The organism is Phreatobacter cathodiphilus (assembly GCF_003008515.1).
Taxonomy (GTDB): domain Bacteria; phylum Pseudomonadota; class Alphaproteobacteria; order Rhizobiales; family Phreatobacteraceae; genus Phreatobacter; species Phreatobacter cathodiphilus.
In genome coordinates, this window is the sequence record NZ_CP027668.1 from 3,195,220 (window position 1) to 3,211,915 (window position 16,696).

At 70.2% G+C, this 16,696-nt stretch carries 17 protein-coding genes; 9 read left to right on the top strand and 8 right to left on the bottom strand.

Annotation, left to right across the window (positions count from 1 at the left end; translation table 11 throughout):
* Positions 1–8 precede the first annotated feature (8 nt).
* Entirely contained in the window at positions 9–1,055 is a 1,047-nt protein-coding gene (locus C6569_RS15335; RefSeq protein WP_106749658.1) for a putative 2-aminoethylphosphonate ABC transporter substrate-binding protein, read from the top strand.
* Between the two features lie 100 nt (positions 1,056–1,155).
* On the opposite strand, the gene C6569_RS15340 is transcribed toward C6569_RS15335, so the two are convergent.
* Positions 1,156–2,139, bottom strand: a complete 984-nt coding sequence (locus C6569_RS15340; protein ID WP_106749659.1) for a tripartite tricarboxylate transporter substrate-binding protein — start codon at positions 2,137–2,139, stop codon at positions 1,156–1,158.
* Positions 2,140–2,278: 139 nt separating this feature from the next.
* Between C6569_RS15340 and C6569_RS15345 the strand changes: the two genes are divergently transcribed.
* On the top strand, positions 2,279–3,175 hold the full coding sequence (locus C6569_RS15345; protein ID WP_181313773.1) for an alpha/beta fold hydrolase: 897 nt from the start codon (positions 2,279–2,281) through the stop codon (positions 3,173–3,175).
* A gap of 126 nt (positions 3,176–3,301) precedes the next feature.
* Here C6569_RS15345 and C6569_RS15350 read toward each other — a convergent pair whose 3' ends face one another.
* Both C6569_RS15350 and C6569_RS15355 read right to left on the bottom strand, forming a co-directional pair.
* Positions 3,302–4,276: a tripartite tricarboxylate transporter substrate-binding protein gene (locus C6569_RS15350; protein WP_106749660.1), complete on the bottom strand. Its 975-nt coding sequence runs from the start codon at positions 4,274–4,276 to the stop codon at positions 3,302–3,304.
* Positions 4,277–4,335: 59 nt separating this feature from the next.
* Positions 4,336–5,031 (bottom strand): GntR family transcriptional regulator, encoded by a 696-nt coding sequence (locus C6569_RS15355; RefSeq protein ID WP_106751081.1) that lies wholly within the window; start codon positions 5,029–5,031, stop codon positions 4,336–4,338.
* A 103-nt stretch (positions 5,032–5,134) separates the two neighbouring features.
* Between C6569_RS15355 and C6569_RS15360 the strand changes: the two genes are divergently transcribed.
* The 4 genes from C6569_RS15360 to C6569_RS15375 all read left to right on the top strand — a co-directional run bounded on the left by C6569_RS15360 (position 5,135) and on the right by C6569_RS15375 (position 9,201).
* Positions 5,135–6,211, top strand: a complete 1,077-nt coding sequence (locus C6569_RS15360) for a tartrate dehydrogenase (protein ID WP_106749661.1) — start codon at positions 5,135–5,137, stop codon at positions 6,209–6,211.
* A 224-nt stretch (positions 6,212–6,435) separates the two neighbouring features.
* On the top strand, positions 6,436–7,512 hold the full coding sequence (locus C6569_RS15365; RefSeq protein ID WP_106749662.1) for a tartrate dehydrogenase: 1,077 nt from the start codon (positions 6,436–6,438) through the stop codon (positions 7,510–7,512).
* A 155-nt stretch (positions 7,513–7,667) separates the two neighbouring features.
* Positions 7,668–8,351, top strand: a complete 684-nt coding sequence (locus tag C6569_RS15370) for a TerC family protein (protein WP_106749663.1) — start codon at positions 7,668–7,670, stop codon at positions 8,349–8,351.
* Positions 8,352–8,457: 106 nt separating this feature from the next.
* Positions 8,458–9,201: a TerC family protein gene (locus tag C6569_RS15375; protein ID WP_106749664.1), complete on the top strand. Its 744-nt coding sequence runs from the start codon at positions 8,458–8,460 to the stop codon at positions 9,199–9,201.
* 63 nt (positions 9,202–9,264) lie between these two features.
* Here the strand turns inward: C6569_RS15375 and recF are convergent, their stop codons facing one another.
* From recF to C6569_RS15400, 5 genes are all read right to left on the bottom strand, one after another.
* Positions 9,265–10,449 (bottom strand): DNA replication/repair protein RecF, encoded by a 1,185-nt coding sequence (gene recF, locus C6569_RS15380; RefSeq protein WP_106749665.1) that lies wholly within the window; start codon positions 10,447–10,449, stop codon positions 9,265–9,267.
* A 328-nt stretch (positions 10,450–10,777) separates the two neighbouring features.
* Positions 10,778–11,287: an L-2-amino-thiazoline-4-carboxylic acid hydrolase gene (locus C6569_RS15385; RefSeq protein WP_106749666.1), complete on the bottom strand. Its 510-nt coding sequence runs from the start codon at positions 11,285–11,287 to the stop codon at positions 10,778–10,780.
* 89 nt (positions 11,288–11,376) lie between these two features.
* A complete protein-coding gene (locus C6569_RS15390; RefSeq protein WP_146144815.1) occupies positions 11,377–11,916 on the bottom strand; it encodes a response regulator in 540 nt (179 codons plus the stop codon).
* Between the two features lie 61 nt (positions 11,917–11,977).
* A complete protein-coding gene (locus C6569_RS15395) occupies positions 11,978–12,574 on the bottom strand; it encodes a nicotinate-nucleotide adenylyltransferase (protein ID WP_106751082.1) in 597 nt (198 codons plus the stop codon).
* 56 nt (positions 12,575–12,630) lie between these two features.
* Positions 12,631–13,923, bottom strand: coding sequence for a glutamate-5-semialdehyde dehydrogenase (locus C6569_RS15400; protein WP_106749668.1), 1,293 nt, complete (start codon positions 13,921–13,923; stop codon positions 12,631–12,633).
* A gap of 162 nt (positions 13,924–14,085) precedes the next feature.
* On the opposite strand from C6569_RS15400, the gene C6569_RS15405 reads away from it, so the two are divergent.
* From C6569_RS15405 to pncA, 3 genes are all read left to right on the top strand, one after another.
* Entirely contained in the window at positions 14,086–15,252 is a 1,167-nt protein-coding gene (locus C6569_RS15405) for a divergent polysaccharide deacetylase family protein (RefSeq protein WP_106749669.1), read from the top strand.
* Positions 15,253–15,280: 28 nt separating this feature from the next.
* Complete coding sequence (locus C6569_RS15410; protein WP_106749670.1) at positions 15,281–15,790, top strand: RNA pyrophosphohydrolase; 510 nt, start codon at positions 15,281–15,283, stop codon at positions 15,788–15,790.
* 79 nt (positions 15,791–15,869) lie between these two features.
* Positions 15,870–16,607, top strand: a complete 738-nt coding sequence (gene pncA / locus C6569_RS15415) for a bifunctional nicotinamidase/pyrazinamidase (RefSeq protein WP_106749671.1) — start codon at positions 15,870–15,872, stop codon at positions 16,605–16,607.
* Positions 16,608–16,696 lie beyond the last annotated feature (89 nt).

The following is a 16,696-nucleotide window of genomic DNA, read 5'->3' on the forward strand; positions in this document are numbered from 1 at the left end:
GGTGAGAGATGACGACGACCTTCGTCCGTTCAGCGTTCGGCCTCGCCCTCGCCCTGGCGCTCGGTTGCGGCGGCGACCATGCCCGGGCGCAGACGCGGACCTCCGTCACCCTCTACACCTCGGTCGAAACCGACCAGCTCGCGGTGTTCAAGGAGGCGATCGAGAAAGACCTGCCGGACATCGAGGTGAGGTGGGTGCGCGATTCCACCGGCGTCATCACCGCCCGTGTCCTCGCCGAGCGGGCGAACCCGCGGGCCGACATGATCTTCGGCCTGGCCGCGACCAGCCTGATGCTCTTCGCATCGGCCGACATGCTGGAGCCCTACAAGCCCCGCCAGGCCGAGGAGATCAAGCCGGCCTTCCGCGATTCCTCGACCCGCCACCGCTGGACCGGCATGGACGCCTATGTCTCGGCCATCTGCTTCAACCGCGACGAGGCCCGCAAGGCCGGCGCCCCCGTCCCGTCGCGCTGGCGCGACCTGCTCCATCCCTCCCTGCGCCAGCGCATCGTCATGCCCCATCCCGCCTCCTCCGGCACCGGCTTCCTGCTCGTCGCCGGCTGGATCCAAATCATGGGCGAGGAGGCCGCCTGGGCCTTCATGGAACAGTTGCACCAGAGCGTGGCGCTCTACACCCATTCGGGCAGCGCGCCCTGCGTGCAGGCGGCGCGCGGCGAGAGGGTGGTGGGCCTCTCCTTCGACATGCGCGGCGCCCGCGAGAAGAGCATGGGCGCCCCCATCGAGGTCGTCGTGCCGGAGGACGGCGCCGGCTGGGAGATGGAGGCCTTCGCCCTGATCCGCGACCGGCCGAAGGACCAGGCGGATGCCGCCCGCCGCATCGCCGACTGGGCGGCGAGCCGCCGCGCCAACGAGCTCTACGCCCAGTTCTACGCCGTCGTCGCCCATCGCGACGTGACGAACCGGCCTCCCAACTACCCGCCCCACGCCGAGGAGCGCATGCTGCGCAACGACTTCTCCTGGATGGCGCAGAACCGCGACCGCATCCTCGCCGAATGGTCGCGCCGCTTCGACGGCCGCATGCCCGCGCCGCGTTGAAGCCTCCTCGGGGCCTCCCACGGCAAAGGCCCCGCCGCCTTGCGGGCGACGGGGCCTTGCGAGAGGGTCGACAGGAGCGGCGTCGCCGCCCCTGCCGGGATCAGTTGCCGGCGGTGACGCCCGCCGCCTTGATGACCGGCGTCCACTTGGCGATTTCCGCCTCGAGGAAGGAGCGCAGGCCCGCGGGGGTGACCAGGTTGTCGGCCGGCAGGTCGGCGCCGAGCTCGGCGAGCCGCGCCTTCACGTTGGCGTCGGCGAGGGCCGCGCGCAGCGCCTCGTTGAGGCGGGCGACGATAGGCTCCGGCGTGCCCTTCGGGGCGAGCATCGCGTTCCACACGACCACCTGGTAGGCGGGCAGGCCCGCTTCCGTGGTCGTCGGCACGTCCGGCAGGGCGCTGTTGCGGCTGGCCTGGGCGACGGCGAAGGCCTTGATCGTCCCGGCACGGACCTGCGGGGCGACGTTCACCACCTGGTCGCAGAGATAGTCGACCTGGCCGGCGACGAGGTCGTTCATCGCGGGACCCGTGCCGCGATAGGGCACGCTCTGCGGCCTCACGCCAATGGTCGCGTGCAGGAGGAGGCAGGTCGTATGGCTGACCGAGCCGATGCCGGCATGGGCGTTGTTGGCGGTGCGCTCGTTGGCCTTCAGCCAGGTGACGAATTCGGCGAGCGTGTTGGCGGGCAGCGCCTTCTTGGCGGTGATCAGGATGGCGTTGGTGTTGACGAGGCCGATCTGGGCGAAGTCCGACACCGGGTTGTAGCGCAGGTTCGGATAGAGGGCGACCGAGGCGGCATGGGTGCCGGTATGGCCGATCATGATCGAGTAGCCGTCCGGCTGCAGCTGGGTGAGGCGGTTGGAGCCCGTGGTGCCGCCGGCGCCGGCGACGTTCTCGATCACCACCGTCTGTCCGAGCGACTTCGACATGGCCTCGGCGACGATGCGGCCCACCACGTCGGTCGGGCCACCCGCGGCAAAGGGGATGATCATGGTGATCGGCCGGGTGGGATAGGTCTGCGCCGCCGCGGGAGCGATGCCGGCCAGGGCGGCCAGGGCGCCGGCGGCGATGAGGTGACGTCTGTTCATGGGACTCCTCCTGAAATGGGGCTTTGTCGGTCCGGCGCCGGTTTCGACGGGCCCGGTTGTCGACTTCGCATACTCAATTCCGCGCGACTTGGATAGAAGCAGGTAGCGCGGCGGAAGGCCCCGGCAAGGAGACCATGTGATGAGCGGCGATAGGACGAACGATGCTCTCTTCCCCGGGTTCCGCATGGAGGACGTGAAGACCTCCGGAACCACCATCCGCCTGCGCACCGGCGGCTCCGGCCCTGCCCTCCTGCTCCTCCACGGCTATCCGCAGACCCATGTGCTCTGGCACAAGGTCGCGCCGCGCCTCGCCGAGCGCTACACGGTCGTCGCCGCCGACCTGCGCGGCTACGGCGACAGCGGCAAGCCGGAGACGACGGGGGACCACGCCCCCTATTCCAAGCGCGCCATGGCGCAGGACATGGCGGAGGTGATGACCGCCCTCGGCCACGAGCGCTTCTTCCTCGCCGGCCACGACCGCGGCGGTCGCGTCGCCCATCGCCTCGCTCTCGACCACGCCGACCGCGTGATGAAGTTCGCCGTCCTCGACATCGCGCCGACCCGGGAAATGTATCGCGGCACGACCGAGGCCTTCGCCAGGGCCTACTGGCACTGGTTCTTCCTGATCACGCCGGCGCCCTTTCCCGAGCGCATGATCGGCGCCGATCCCGACGCCTATTGGCTGAAGAAATGCGGGTCTGGTTCGGCGGGCCTGACCCCCTTCGCGCCGGCGGCGCTCGCCGAATATCTGCGCTGCTTCCGCGACCCTGCCGTCATCCATGCGAGTTGCGAGGATTATCGCGCCGCCGCCGGGATCGACATCGCCCACGACGACTCCGACGGCGACCGCAAGCTGGAAATCCCCCTGCGCGTGCTGTGGGGGAAGCACGGCGTCATCGAGAGCTGCTTCGACGCCCTCGCCCTCTGGCGCCGGCGTGCCAAGGACGTCAGCGGCCGGGCACTGCCGGGCGGCCATTACCTCGCCGAGGAACTGCCCGACGAGGTGGCTGAGGAGTTCGAGATGTTCTTCGGGTGAGGCAGGCGCCTCGCACCCGGGGGCTCGACCGGCGAGGCGCCGCTTCGCCTCTCCCTGACAGAACCGGCGCCCTTCACCTCTCCCCGGCGAGGAGAGGTGAACGCGCCACACGCAGCTCCGAGGCTCTCAGTTGCCGGCCGTCACCCCCGCGGCCTTGATCACCGGCGTCCACTTGTCGACCTCCGCGGCGACATGGGCGCGCAGGGCCTCCGGCGTCTGCCCCGCCGCATCGGGAATCTCGCAGCCGAGCTCCAGCAGCCGCTTGCGCACGCCCTCGTCGGCCAGCGCCGCACGGCCGGCGGCGTTGAGCCGGTCGACGATCTCCTTCGGCGTGCCCTTCGGCGCGAAGACGGCGTTCCAGCCGACCGCCTGAAAGGCCGGCAGGCCGGCCTCGGCGCTGGTCGGCACGTCGGGCGCCGTCGGCAGGCGGGACGGCGTCGCCACCACGAAGGTCTTGAGATTGGCGAGCTGCGGCACGATGCCGACCGTCTGGTCGCAGACATAGTCGAGCTGCTTGCCGAGCAGCGCCGCCATGGCGGGGCCCGAACCGCGGAACGGCACATGCTGGACCGGCGCACCGACGAGATGGTGGAAGAAGACGCAGGTCAGGTGCGAGGTCGAGCCGACGCCCCCATGGCCGTAGTTGAAGCGCGTCGGGTTGGCGCGGATCAGCGCGATCATTTCCTGCAGCGTGTTGGCCGGGAAATCCTTGTGCGCGGATATCAGCATCGGCGTACCCGCCGCGTTGATCACCGGCTCGAAATCGGTGCGCGGGTCATAGGCGAGGCGCGGATAGAGACCGACCGAGGCCGAATGGGTGCCGAGGTTGCCCATCATGATCGTGTAGCCGTCCGGCGTCGCCCGGGCGACGCGCGTCGAGGCGGTCGTGCCGCCGGCGCCGGCGGCGTTCTCGACCACGATCGTCTGGCCGAGGGTGCGCGCCATGTGGTCGGCCATGATGCGGGCGATGATGTCGGTGGGCCCGCCCGCCGCGAAGGGCACGATCAGGGTGATCTGCCGGCTCGGATAGGTGTCGGCATGGGCGGGGCCGGCGAAGACGGCGGCCGCCAGCGCGGCCAGGCCGCAGATGATGCGTTTCATGGGTGTCCTCCACAGGTGTTGAGGCCGCTTCCGGCGCGGCTCTGGTCGATGGTCAGGCGCTAGAGATGTCTGAGCCCCCAGGCTTCGAGGAGCGGCAGCAGTTCGGCCTGCGTACGCTGGCGATGGCGCCGCGCCGCGGCGTCCGCGGCAGGGCCGTCGCCGTCGCGGATGGCGGCGATGATGGCCTGGTGCTCGCCGGACGAGGCGCCGAGATTGCCGCGCAGGTGCAACGTCAGCATGCGGGCGCGGTGCATCTGGTCGCCCACCGTGCGGGCGATGCGGATGATGCGCCCGTTGGCGGCGCTCTCGACGAGGTCGCGGTGGAAGAGGTCGTCGGCTTCGCCCCAGGCGCGCATGTCGCCGCGGGCCAGGGCCTCCGCCATCAGCCCGTTCGCAGCCTCAAGGCGCGCGACCGTGGCGGCGCGCTCGGCGGAAGGAAGGGCCGCGGCGAGTTCGGCCGCCCGACCCTCGATGGCGATCATCACGTCGTAGATCTCGCGCACGTCGTCGGGGGCGAGCGCGCAGATGACGATGCCGCGCTTCGGAAGGATGCGGACGAGGCCCTCCTCCTGCAGCTTCAACACCGCCTCGTGGACCGGCGTGCGGCTGACGCCGAGGCGCAGCGCCATCTCCTGGGCCGAGGCCTGGTAGCCGGGCGCGAAGGTGCCGTCGCGGATCGCCGCCTTGATGGCGGCATAGGCGTCGTCGACCCGCGAGGGGCGCCTGTCCGCTGTCGCTCCGATCCCTGCCGTCATCGCATCCTCATCGCCCATCCATAACATCTTCCATGGAAGCTGCAATGGAATGTTGACAGCGCGGCGCCGGCGGCGCATTGGGCGGGAAACAGGAGGGGTGTTCATGAAGAGCTATCGCATCGCCACCATTCCCGGCGACGGCATCGGGACCGAGGTCGTTTCGGCCGGCGTCGAGGTGCTGGAGGCGCTCGCCGCCCGCGACGGCGGCTTCGGCCTCGCCTTCGACCATTTCGACTGGGGCGGCGCGTACTACAAGAAGCACGGCCGCATGATGCCGGAAGACGGCCGGGAGCAGATCCGCGGGCACGACGCCATCCTCTTCGGCTCGGCCGGCCACCCCGACATTCCCGACCACATCACGCTCTGGGGCCTGAGGCTCGCCATCTGCCAGCCCTTCGACCAATACGCCAACGTCCGGCCGACGCGGGTCCTGCCCGGCATCACCTCGCCTCTGCGCCATGTCTCCGGCCCGGAGCTCGACTGGGTCATCGTCCGCGAGAATTCCGAGGGCGAATATGCCGGCGTCGGCGGCCGGGTCCACCAGGGCCTGCCCATCGAGGCGGCCACCGACGTGTCGATGATGACCCGCGCCGGAGTCACACGCATCATGCGCTTCGCCTTCCGCCTGGCGCAGTCGCGGCCGAGGAAGCTCCTCACCGTCGTCACAAAGTCCAACGCCCAGCGCTACGCCATGGTCATGTGGGACGAGATCGCGGTGGAGGTCGCCAAGGAATTCCCGGACGTGACCTGGGACAAGGCCATCGTCGATGCCATGACCATGCGCATGACGCTCAAACCCGAGACGATCGACACGGTGGTGGCCACCAACCTGCACGCCGACATCCTCTCGGACCTCGCGGCGGCGCTCGCCGGCTCGCTTGGGATCGCCCCGACGGCGAACCTCAATCCGGAGCGGGAGTTTCCCTCCATGTTCGAGCCCATTCACGGCTCGGCCTTCGACATCATGGGCAAGGGCGTCGCCAATCCGGTCGGCACCTTCTGGTCCGCCTCGATGATGCTCGACCACCTCGGCGAGCCGAAGGCGGCGGCCCGGCTGATGCGCGCCATCGAGCGCGTCACCGCCGACACGGCCCTGCACACGCCGGACCTCGGCGGCCGGGCGACGACGCGCCAGGTGACGGACGCGGTGATCGCGGCCATCAAGGCCGACAACGAATAGCAGGTCGTCGGGAGGGGCTCTGGTCCGCGAGGCGGAGCCCGTCTATGCCGCCCTCCAACGGCTGGAACGGTCCCTCGTCGCGTCATGGCCGGGCTTGTCCCGGCCATCCACGACTGGCACACGACGGCGCAAGACAAAGTCGTGGATGCCCGGCACAAGGCCGGGCATGACGTGAGCAGCGCGGCGCGCCTTCGACACGGCACCGCAGCACCGAGGAGACTCCCATGGCCCGTTCCAACACCTACAAGCTCGCCGTCATCCCCGGCGACGGCATCGGCACCGAGGTCATGCCCGAGGGCCTGCGCGTGCTGGAGCGCGCCGCCGCCAAGTACCGCTTCTCCGTCGACCTCGACCACCACGACTTCTCGTCCTGGGCCTATTACGAGAAGCACGGCCGCATGATGCCGGAGGACTGGAAGGCAAAGATCGGCGGCTCGGACGCCATCTTCTTCGGCGCCGTCGGCATGCCCGACAAGATCCCCGACCACGTCTCGCTCTGGGGCTCGCTGCTGCTGATGCGCCGCGAGTTCGACCAGTACGTCAACCTGCGCCCGGTCAAGCTGATGCCGGGCGTGCCCTCGCCGCTGGCGAACCGCAAGCCCGGCGACATCGACTTCTTCGTGGTGCGCGAGAACACCGAGGGCGAGTACTCCTCCGTCGGCGGCCGCATGTTCCCCGGCACCGACCGCGAGATCGTGCTGCAGGAGACGGTGATGACGCGGGTGGGCGTCGACCGCATCCTCAAATACGCCTTCGAGCTGGCCATGAAGCGCCCGCGCCGGAAGCTCACCAGCGCCACCAAGTCCAACGGCATCTCGATCTCGATGCCCTATTGGGACGAGCGCGTCGCGGAGATGAAGAAGGCCTATCCCGACGTCGCCGTCGACCAGTACCACATCGACATCCTCACCGCCCATTTCGTGCTGAACCCGGACCGCTTCGACGTGGTCGTCGCCTCCAACCTGTTCGGCGACATCCTCTCCGACCTCGGACCCGCCTGCACCGGCACCATCGGCATCGCGCCCTCGGGCAACATCAACCCGGACCGCAAGTTCCCCTCGCTGTTCGAGCCGGTCCACGGCTCGGCCCCCGACATCGCGGGGAAGGGCATCGCCAATCCGGTCGGCCAGATCTGGTCGGCGGCGATGATGCTCGACCATCTCGGCGAACCGGAGGCCGCCGCCGCCATCGTCCGCGCCATCGAGCAGGTTCTGGCGACGCCGGAATACCGAACCCGCGACCTCGGCGGCACCGCCGACACGGTCGCCTGCGGCAAGGCCATCGCCGACGCGTTGACCTGACCCGCGGCATCACAAGAACTACGTACGTATAGCCTTTCACGTACGTAGTTTTCGTCGGCAAAACACTCGATATCGGCAGGGTCGTACCCAGAAATGCGTATGTCCCTGCCCCCGAACACCGCCTAGGTTCGCGCCCGAAAACCAAAGGCGCGGCGATGGATTTCTCGACTCTGACCTGGATCGGCCTTCTGCAGGTCATCTGGATCAACATCATTCTCTCCGGCGACAATGCCGTGGTCATCGCCCTGGCCTGCCGCGGCCTGCCGGAGCGCCAGCGGCTGGTCGGCATGGTGCTCGGCGCCGGCGTCGCCATCGCGCTGCGGGTGGTCTTCACGCTCTTCGTCGCGGCGCTGCTCGACATGCCCTTCCTGCGCCTGGCTGGTGGCCTGCTGCTGTTCTGGATCGCGGTGAAGCTGGTCACCGACGAGGGCGACGGCGAAGGCCACGTCCAGGCCTCCGACAAGCTGTTCCACGCGGTCCGCACCGTCGCCATCGCCGACGCGGTGATGAGCCTCGACAACGTGCTCGCCATCGCCGCCGTGGCGCGCGACAGCAAGACGATGCTGGTCATCGGCCTCGTCATCTCCATCCCGCTGATCGTCGCCGGCGCCTCGCTCATCATGAAGATGCTGGAGCGCCTGCCGATCCTCGTCTGGGCCGGTGCCGGTCTGCTCGGCTGGCTCGCCGGCGACATGATGCTGAACGACCCCTTCGTCCGCGGCCAGATCGGCGGTGAGGCGGTGCACCGGCTCGAGCTGCCGGCCGAAGTCGTCGGCGCGGTGATCGTCATCGCCCTCGCCTACGGGATCAGGAGGATGCGCGCTGCCGCGGCCGCCTGAGGGCCGGCGGAAAAAGTTCGAAGAAGCCTGCTGACATCTGCACAATTACGTAATATGTCGCACCACCCCCGGCTGCCCTGCGGCAGCCGCATCGGACGGACGCGGCATGGACAATCAATTCTGGATCGGCCTTCTCCAGATCATCTGGATCGACCTTCTGCTCTCCGGCGACAACGCGGTCGTCATCGCGCTGGCCTGCCGCGGCCTGCCCGAGAAGCAGCGCAAATGGGGCATCCTGCTGGGCGCCGGCGCGGCGGTCGGCCTGCGCATCATCTTCGCGCTGATCATCACCTATCTCCTCGCCGTGCCCTTCCTGAAGCTGGTCGGCGGCATCCTGCTGTTCTGGATCGCCACCAAGCTGGTGGTGGGCGAGGAGGGCGGCGACCACGGCAACATCCAGGAGAGCGACAATCTCTGGAAGGCCGTGCGCACGGTCGCCATCGCCGACGCCGTCATGAGCCTCGACAACGTCATCGCCATCGCCGCCGCCTCGCACGGCAACGTCTGGCTCTTCATCTTCGGCCTCGCCCTCACCATCCCGCTGATCATCTTCGGCTCGACGCTGATCCTCGGCATCATCGAGCGCTTCCCGATCTTCGTCTGGGCGGGCGCGGCCCTGCTCGGCTGGATCGCCGGCGAGATGCTGCTGAGCGACCCCGTCGTGCTGCGCCAGCTCTTGGCCTGGGGCACCGGCCTCGTCACCCCGGTGGACGTCAGCCAGGTCTATCCCGCCGGGTTGAAGCCGACCGCCATCGCGCATTACGGCTCGGCCGTCGTCGGCGCGGTGATCGTCCTGATCCTCGGCTATGTCCTGCGCAAGCGCCGCGAGGAAGCCGCCGCGACGCATTGAGCCGCAAACGCCGAACGCACCCAATGCCCGCCCCCGTGGCGGGCATCGTCGTTTCAGGGAGCGTCAGGCGCGGGTGACGGTGCCGGCAGCCACCGTGAAGAGGTCGGCGCGTCCGCCGAGGCCGGCGAAGGCGTGCGGGTCGGCCCCCGTCATCCAGACCTGCGCGCCGAGCGCCTCCAGCGCGTCGTAGAGCGCTCCCCGCCGTTCGGGGTCGAGATGGGCCGCCACCTCGTCCAGCAGCACGACGGGGGTGAACCCCGCCATCTCCGCCACCAGCCGGGCATGGGCCAGCACCAGCCCGATGAGCAGCGCCTTCTGCTGGCCGGTCGAGCAGCGCTCCGCCGGCGCGCCGGAGGGGCCGTGCACGGCGAGGAGGTCGGTGAGATGCGGGCCGATCGTGGTGCGGCCGGCGGCACGGTCGCGATGGCGGTTGTCGCGCAGCACGGTGCGATAGTCGTCCTCGACCGCCAGCGCCGGCCGCTCCAGCACGCCGGCCTCGAGCGTGCCGTCCAGGGCGAGCAGCGCCCAGGGAAAGGGCGAGGCCGGATCCTTGGTGGCGGCGATCAGACCGGCGAGGCGGCGCACCGCCTCCGCCCGCGCCGCGGCCACGGCCACGGCAAGCTCCGCCGTCTCGTGCTCGACCGCGTCGAGCCAGGCGGGATCGGGGGCGTGGTCCTCCAGCAGCCGGTTGCGCGAGCGCAGCGACCGCTCCAGCGCATTGACGCGGCTGCCGTGCTCGGCATCCACCGCCAGCACCAGGCGGTCGAGGAAGCGCCGCCGCTCGCCGGCCGAACCGAGGAACAGCCCGTCCATGGCGGGGGTGAGCCAGACCACCCGCACATGATCGGCGAAGGCGGTGGCCGAGCCCACCGACACGCGGTCGATGCGGCACTGTCGCGAGCGCACGTCCGGGTCGCCGCCGTCGATGCCGGTGCCGAGCAGGGCCTCGTCATAGGGTCCCTCGACCACGGCGCTCACCGCCCAGCCGCCGTCGCCCTGGTCGAAGGCCGCCTCGGCGAGAGTGGCGCGGCGAAGGCCGCGACCGGGCGTCAGGAAGGACAGGGCCTCGAGGATGTTGGTCTTGCCGGCGCCGTTCTGGCCGACGAGGGCGACGAGCCTTCCCTCCGGCTCCAGCGTCGCCGCGCGGTAGCTACGGAAGCGCGACAGCGCCAGCCGGGTGACGCGGCCGCACAGCGTCGCCGCTCCCTCGTCCGCCAGCCGCCCCGGCTCCTGAATCGTCTCCGCCATGGGGTCCTTATGGCGATGCCGCGGATTCGACGCCACCCCGGATATGGCGGCAGCGTGTGTGGCCGCCGTGGTGGGCAAGACGCACCGCCCCTCCCAGCACGCTGAAACGTTGACCGGCGTGGGAAGGATGCCGGGCACTCCTCCGTCATCCCCGGCCGAGCGAAGCGAGGGGAAGGGGATCCAGGGGTTGCAGGTCGGGGCCTCATGGCCGGGTTCCGGAGCCGGCGGGCCTAGCCCCCCTTCCCTCGGCCTTCGGCCTCGCCGGGGGTGAGGGCGAGCGGTGGCGGCACGGGCGATGCGTCGCCCTTGAGGGTTATTTTCATGCCCCTCACGCCGCCGACGTGTCGGCCTCGTAGGTGAAGCGGAAGTCGCAATGCGAGGCACCCTGCATGATGGTCTGGGTGCGCTCGAGCTTCAGCTTGGGGTCGTAGCCCTCGCAGAAGGTGCCGTCGCGCTGGCAGGAGAGCAGCGCGCCGATCTCGCCGAGACCCATGGCCTTGTACATCTCCGAATAGCGGCAGCGCACCACGTTGAAGGCATAGGTGGTCTCGGTGCGCCCGATCTCCTCGACGGTGAGCGCGCCTTCCGCCGTCCACAGCGGCTGCATGTCGATGAACCCCTGCAGCGAGGGGCCCTCGGGCGACTGGGCGGCGAAGCGCGCGGCCTGTTCGAGCGCCGAGCGGCGAACCGCCTCGCCGATGGTGGAGCGCGCGACCTCGACGCCGTGGCTCTCCTTCAGCTGCTCATAGACGTGCTTGAGGATCTCCGCCTCGATCCGCCGCTTCTCGATCATGGACAGGCCGGCGGGATGGGCCGGTGCGGTGCTGGCGGCGGTCATGGATAGGCTCCTTCGAACGGTTCGAAGGAGACAGGGAAGCCGGATCGGCGGCGGCTGGCAAGAGGCGCGGCCGCGACCCTCCTGCGCCGTCAGGCGACGTTGGCGGGCGGCACGATGCCGCGGGCCCTGAGGCGCGGCTCGACCAGGAGCTTGCGCGGCTCGGGGCCGTAATAGCCGTCGATCTGGACCATCGGCCGCGGCTTGACGATGATGGAGATGATGCGCTCCAGCAGCGCCTTGCCGGAAATCGGCTTGGCGACGAATTCGTGGACGCCGAGGCGCGTCGCCTCCATCACCCGCCAGCGCTCGAGATGCGAGGTGAGCATGATGATCGGCACGTCCGGCACCGGGAAGCTCTTGGGGTTGCGCACGATGCGCAGCATCTCCGCGCCGTTGAGCATCGGCATTTCCCAATCGAGGATGACGATGTCGGGCGCATGGACGCGGATGTGCTCGAGGCCGGCGAGACCGTCGGCGGCCTCGTGCACGGTCTTGATCCCGATGTTCATCAGGATGTTGCGCACGACCTTCCGCATGAACTGGTTGTCGTCGACGATCAGCACGTCGACGCTCGACAAGAGCTGCTCCGCCTTTTTCGAGATGAGGCCGTTCATCGACTTGCCACCCACCCTGTCTCCACTGCGGGGGACATTAGGCGGCCCGCCTTGAACCGCGGCTAAGCCAATCGAGTCAATTTGAGTGAATTTGCATTTTTGCGCGCAGCGCCGTCGAGGACAGCGGCGACTTGATGCCGTGCAGGAAGATCCAGGCGGGCGGCGGGGCCTTGGCGAGGAGTCGTCCGTCGCCCTCGCCGAGGCGGTGGCGGGCGAGGCTCTGCGCCGCGACGCCGGCGGCGGCCTTCAGGCTCGCGCCCGGCCGGTCCACCACGGCGATCGGCAGGAGATCGGCGATGCCGCGCCAGTTCTGCCAGAGATGGAACTGGGCGAGGTTGTCGGCGCCCATGATCCAGACGAAGCGCACGCCGCGGCAGCGCGCCTTAAGCTGGGCGATGGTGTCGAAGGTGTAGCGGGTGCCGAGAGCGGCCTCGATGCCGGTGACGTGGATGCGCGGATGGCCGGCGAGCCGGCGGGCCGCCGCGATCCGCTCGTCGAGAGGGGCGAGGCCGTGGCCGACCTTCAGCGGGTTGCCGGGGCTGACCAGCCACCAGACGGCATCGAGCCCCAGCCGCTTCAGCGCCGTGAGCGCCACCAGCCGGTGCGCCTCGTGCGGCGGGTTGAAGGAGCCGCCGAACAGGCCGACCTTCATGCCGGGCGCGTGCGGCGGCATGACGAGGCGCAGCCCGGCGCGCGGCCGGCGGCGCGCGATGCGGCTGCCGGCAGGCCTCACGGGCGGGTCTGTCCCGTGCCGCGCACGCGATATTTGAAGGTCGTCAGCTGCTCGACGCCGACCGGCCCGCGGGCATGCATGCGGCCCGTGGCGATGCCGATCTCCGCACCGAAGCCGAACTCGCCGCCGTCGGCGAACTGGGTGGAGGCGTTGTGCAGGACGATGGCGCTGTCGACCTCCGCCAGGAACCGGTCGGCCGCCGCCTGGTCGGTGGTGACGATGGCGTCGGTATGGTGCGAACCGTAGCGCTCGACATGGGCGATGGCCTCGCCGAGGCCGCCGACCACCTTCACGGCGATGATGGCCTCGCCGAACTCGGTGCTCCAGTCCTCCTCGCTCGCCGGCCTGACGCGCGGATCGACGATGCGGGTGAGGCTGTCGCCGCGCACCTCGCAACCGGCGTCGAGCAGGGCCGCGACGAGGGGCCTCAGATGCGTGCCGGCGCAGGCCTCGTCCACCAGCAGCGTCTCCGCCGCCCCGCAGACGCTGGTGCGCCGCATCTTGGCGTTGAGGACGATCTCCTTCGCCATGGCGAGCGGCGCCGCGCCATGGACGTAGACGTGGCAGTTGCCGTCGAGATGGGCGAAGACCGGCACACGCGCCTCGGCATGGACGCGGGCGACGAGGCTCCTGCCGCCGCGCGGAATGATGACGTCGAGATTGCCGCCGAGGCCCTGCAGCATGCAGCCCACTGCGGCGCGGTCGCGGGTCGGTACGAGGCCGATGGCGGCCGTCGGCAGGCCCGCCTGGTCGAGCCCGAGGGCGATGGCCTGGTGCAGGGCGCGGGAGGAGCGGAAGCTGTCGGAGCCGCCGCGCAGGATGGCGGCGTTGCCGGATTTGATGCAGAGCGCCGCGGCATCCACCGTGACGTTGGGGCGGCTCTCGTAGATGACGCCGATGACCCCGAGCGGCACGCGGACCCGCTCAATCCTGAGACCATTCGGCCGGTCCCAGGCCTCCGTCACCGCGCCGACGGGGTCGGCGAGGTCGCGCACCAGCTCGACGCCCGCGGCGATGGCCGCGACACGGGCCGGGTCGAGCGCCAGCCGGTCGACGAAGGAGGCGCTCATCCCCTCCTGCCGGGCCGCCGCCACGTCCTCGGCATTGGCCTCGCAGATGAGGGCGGTGCGGGCGCGGATCGCCTGGGCCATGGCGGTCAGCGCGGCGTTCTTCTGGGCCGGGGTGGCAAGGGCGAGGCGGCGCGCCGCCGCCTTGGCGCGGCCGCCCATCTCCAGCATCACCTCTTCGGTGCTGGCCTCGTCGCCGATCGCGCTGTGAGCAGCGGACATCGTTTCCTCCCGGGCCGACTTGCCTAGCACGATGGCCCGAACAGGTAAAATCGAGCGGATCGGGCGCCGTCCTCCGGCATTTCGCGGGTTTGGTTAACCGCGGTTTAACGGTTCCCGCCTGATCTAGAGGGGCGGTATCCGGACCGCGCCAGCGCAGGCGCCATGACCGACGATCTCAACGCCCCGCTCGGGGTGGACAGCCAGCAGGAGAAGAAGCGGCGGCTGCCGGCCCTGCCGCTGCTGCCGACCGCCGCCGGCGTGGTCGGCGCCCTCGTCCTCGGCATCGCCGGCGCCATCGCCTTCATCCACAATCCGCTCGGCGGCGAGCCGCGCGTCGTCACCGCCATCGCCATGCCGCCGCCGCGGACCGCCGAGCCGGTGACGCAGGCCCCCGCACCCACGGCCCCGGCCGCCACGCCGGGCGAAGGCGAGGGCGGCAACACCATCAACATCATCGACGGCATGTCGGGCGCCGCCCGCGCCGTCCGCGTCGCCCCGGCGACGCCGGAAGCCTCCGCCGGCCTCGACCCGCGTCTCGGCGAGCGCACGCCCCTCGGCGTTCTGCCGCGCGTCGCCCCCGACGGCTCCAAGCCGCGTGACGTCTATGCCCGCACCTTCCGCCTGCCCGCCGGCGCCGACGCCGCCGCGCCGCGCATCGCCGTCCTGATCGGCGGGCTCGGCATCAGCCAGCAGAGTACGATGGAGGCGATGGCCAAGCTGCCCGGCGCCGTCTCCTTCGCCTTCGCCCCCTATGCCAGCGACCTTGAGCGCATCGTCGCCAGGGCCCGGGCCGAGGGACACGAGGCCTTTCTGCAGATCCCCATGGAGCCGATGGACTATCCGGAGAACGACCCCGGCCCCAAGACGCTGCTGACCACGCTCTCCGCCGAGCGCAACACCGAGCGGCTGCACTGGTCGATGGCGCGGTTCCAGGGCTATGCCGGCCTCGTCAACTACATGGGCGCCAAGTTCACCGCCTCGGAGAGCGCCGTGGCGCCGATCCTGCGCGAGGCCAACCGCCGCGGCCTGATGATGGTCGACGACGGCACAAGCGCCCGCAGCCTCATCCCGCAGATCGCCACGACCCTGCAGCAGCCGGTGGTGCGCGGCGACGTCCACCTCGACCGCGTGCCGACCCCGACCGAGGTCGATGCCCAGCTCGCCCGGCTGGAGGCGAGGGCCCGCGAGCGCGGCTTCGCCCTCGGCGTCGGATCGGCGCTGCCGGTGACCATCGACCGGGTCGCCCGCTGGGCCCGTGCGCTGGAGGGGCGCGGCTTCGTTCTCGTCCCGGTATCGAACGGAGTCGCGCGGCGCCAGCCGTCCGGCTAACCTGGCCCCCTCGCCCCGGATCTGCCCCATGCCCCGCTTCGAAGACCTGCCCTACCGGCCCTGTGTCGGCGTCGCCCTGTTCAACCGCCAGGGTCTCGTCTTCGTCGGCCGCCGCAAGGGCCCGGCGCCCGAACATGTCGACGCCGTCCACGCCTGGCAGATGCCGCAGGGCGGTATCGACCCCGGCGAGGACCCGCTCGCCACCGCCCGGCGCGAACTCTACGAGGAGACCAACATCCGCTCGATCTCGCTCCTTGCCGAGGCGCCGGAATGGTTCGCCTACGACCTGCCGCAGGACGTCGCCGGCCAGGCGTGGAAGGGGAAGTACCGCGGCCAGACCCAGAAGTGGTTCGCCTTCCGCTTCGATGGCGTGGAGAGCGAGATCGACGTCGCCAATCCCGGCGGCGGCCACAAGCCGGAATTCGACGCCTGGCGCTGGGAGCCGCTGGCGGCGACCCCCGGCCTGATCATCCCGTTCAAGCGCGGCGTCTATCACAAGGTCGTCGAGGCCTTCGCGCCCTTCGCCCATCCGGTCTGACGCGCCGGCATCCGCACTCTTCCGCATCGCACAATCCGCGCAGCGGCGTAGCCTCGGCCCCGTCCCAACGGAGGCTGCCATGACCGACCGCTTCGCCACCGACCGTTTCTCCATCGACCGCCGGGCCGCCATCGCCGGCGCCACCCTGTTCACCGCAGCGGCCGCCCGCGGTGCCGCGGCCCAGGGCCGGCCCGCCATCGACGCGCAGACCGCGCTGATCGTCGTCGACGTGCAGAACGACTTCTGCCCCGGCGGCCGGCTGGCGGTGCCGAAGGGCGACGAGATCGTCGCCGTCTGCAACGCCATCGGCAAGCGCTTCCAGAACGTCGTCTTCACCCAGGACTGGCACCCCGAGGGCCATTCCTCCTTCGCCTCCAGCCATGCCGGCAAGAAGCCCTTCGACGTGGTGCAGATGCCCTATGGCGCGCAGGTGCTCTGGCCCGACCACTGCACCTGGGATTCGGCCGGCGCTGAGTTCCACGAGGCTCTCGACATCCCCCATGCCCAGACCATCGTCCGCAAGGGCTACCGCAAGGAAGTCGACAGCTATTCCGGATTCCTCGAGGCCGACCGGAAGACCCCGACCGGCCTCGGCGGCTACCTCAAGGAGCGCGGCGTCACCCGTGCCGTCGTCGTCGGCCTCGCGACCGACTTCTGCGTCAACTGGACGGCCCAGGATGCCGCCAAGGCGGGGCTCGAAACCTTCGTGGTGGAGGAGGCCTGCCGCGCCATCGACCTCGGCGGCTCGCTGGACAAGGCCTGGGCCGATATGGCGGCGCTGGGGGTGAAAAAGATCAAGACCGCCGATCTCGGCTGAGGGTCAGGACGCTGGCAATAGTCGGAATAGGATTTTTGTCCTTGACCAGCGTGACGCTCCGTGGTAGGTCTTCAGGCAGGTTCCGGTGC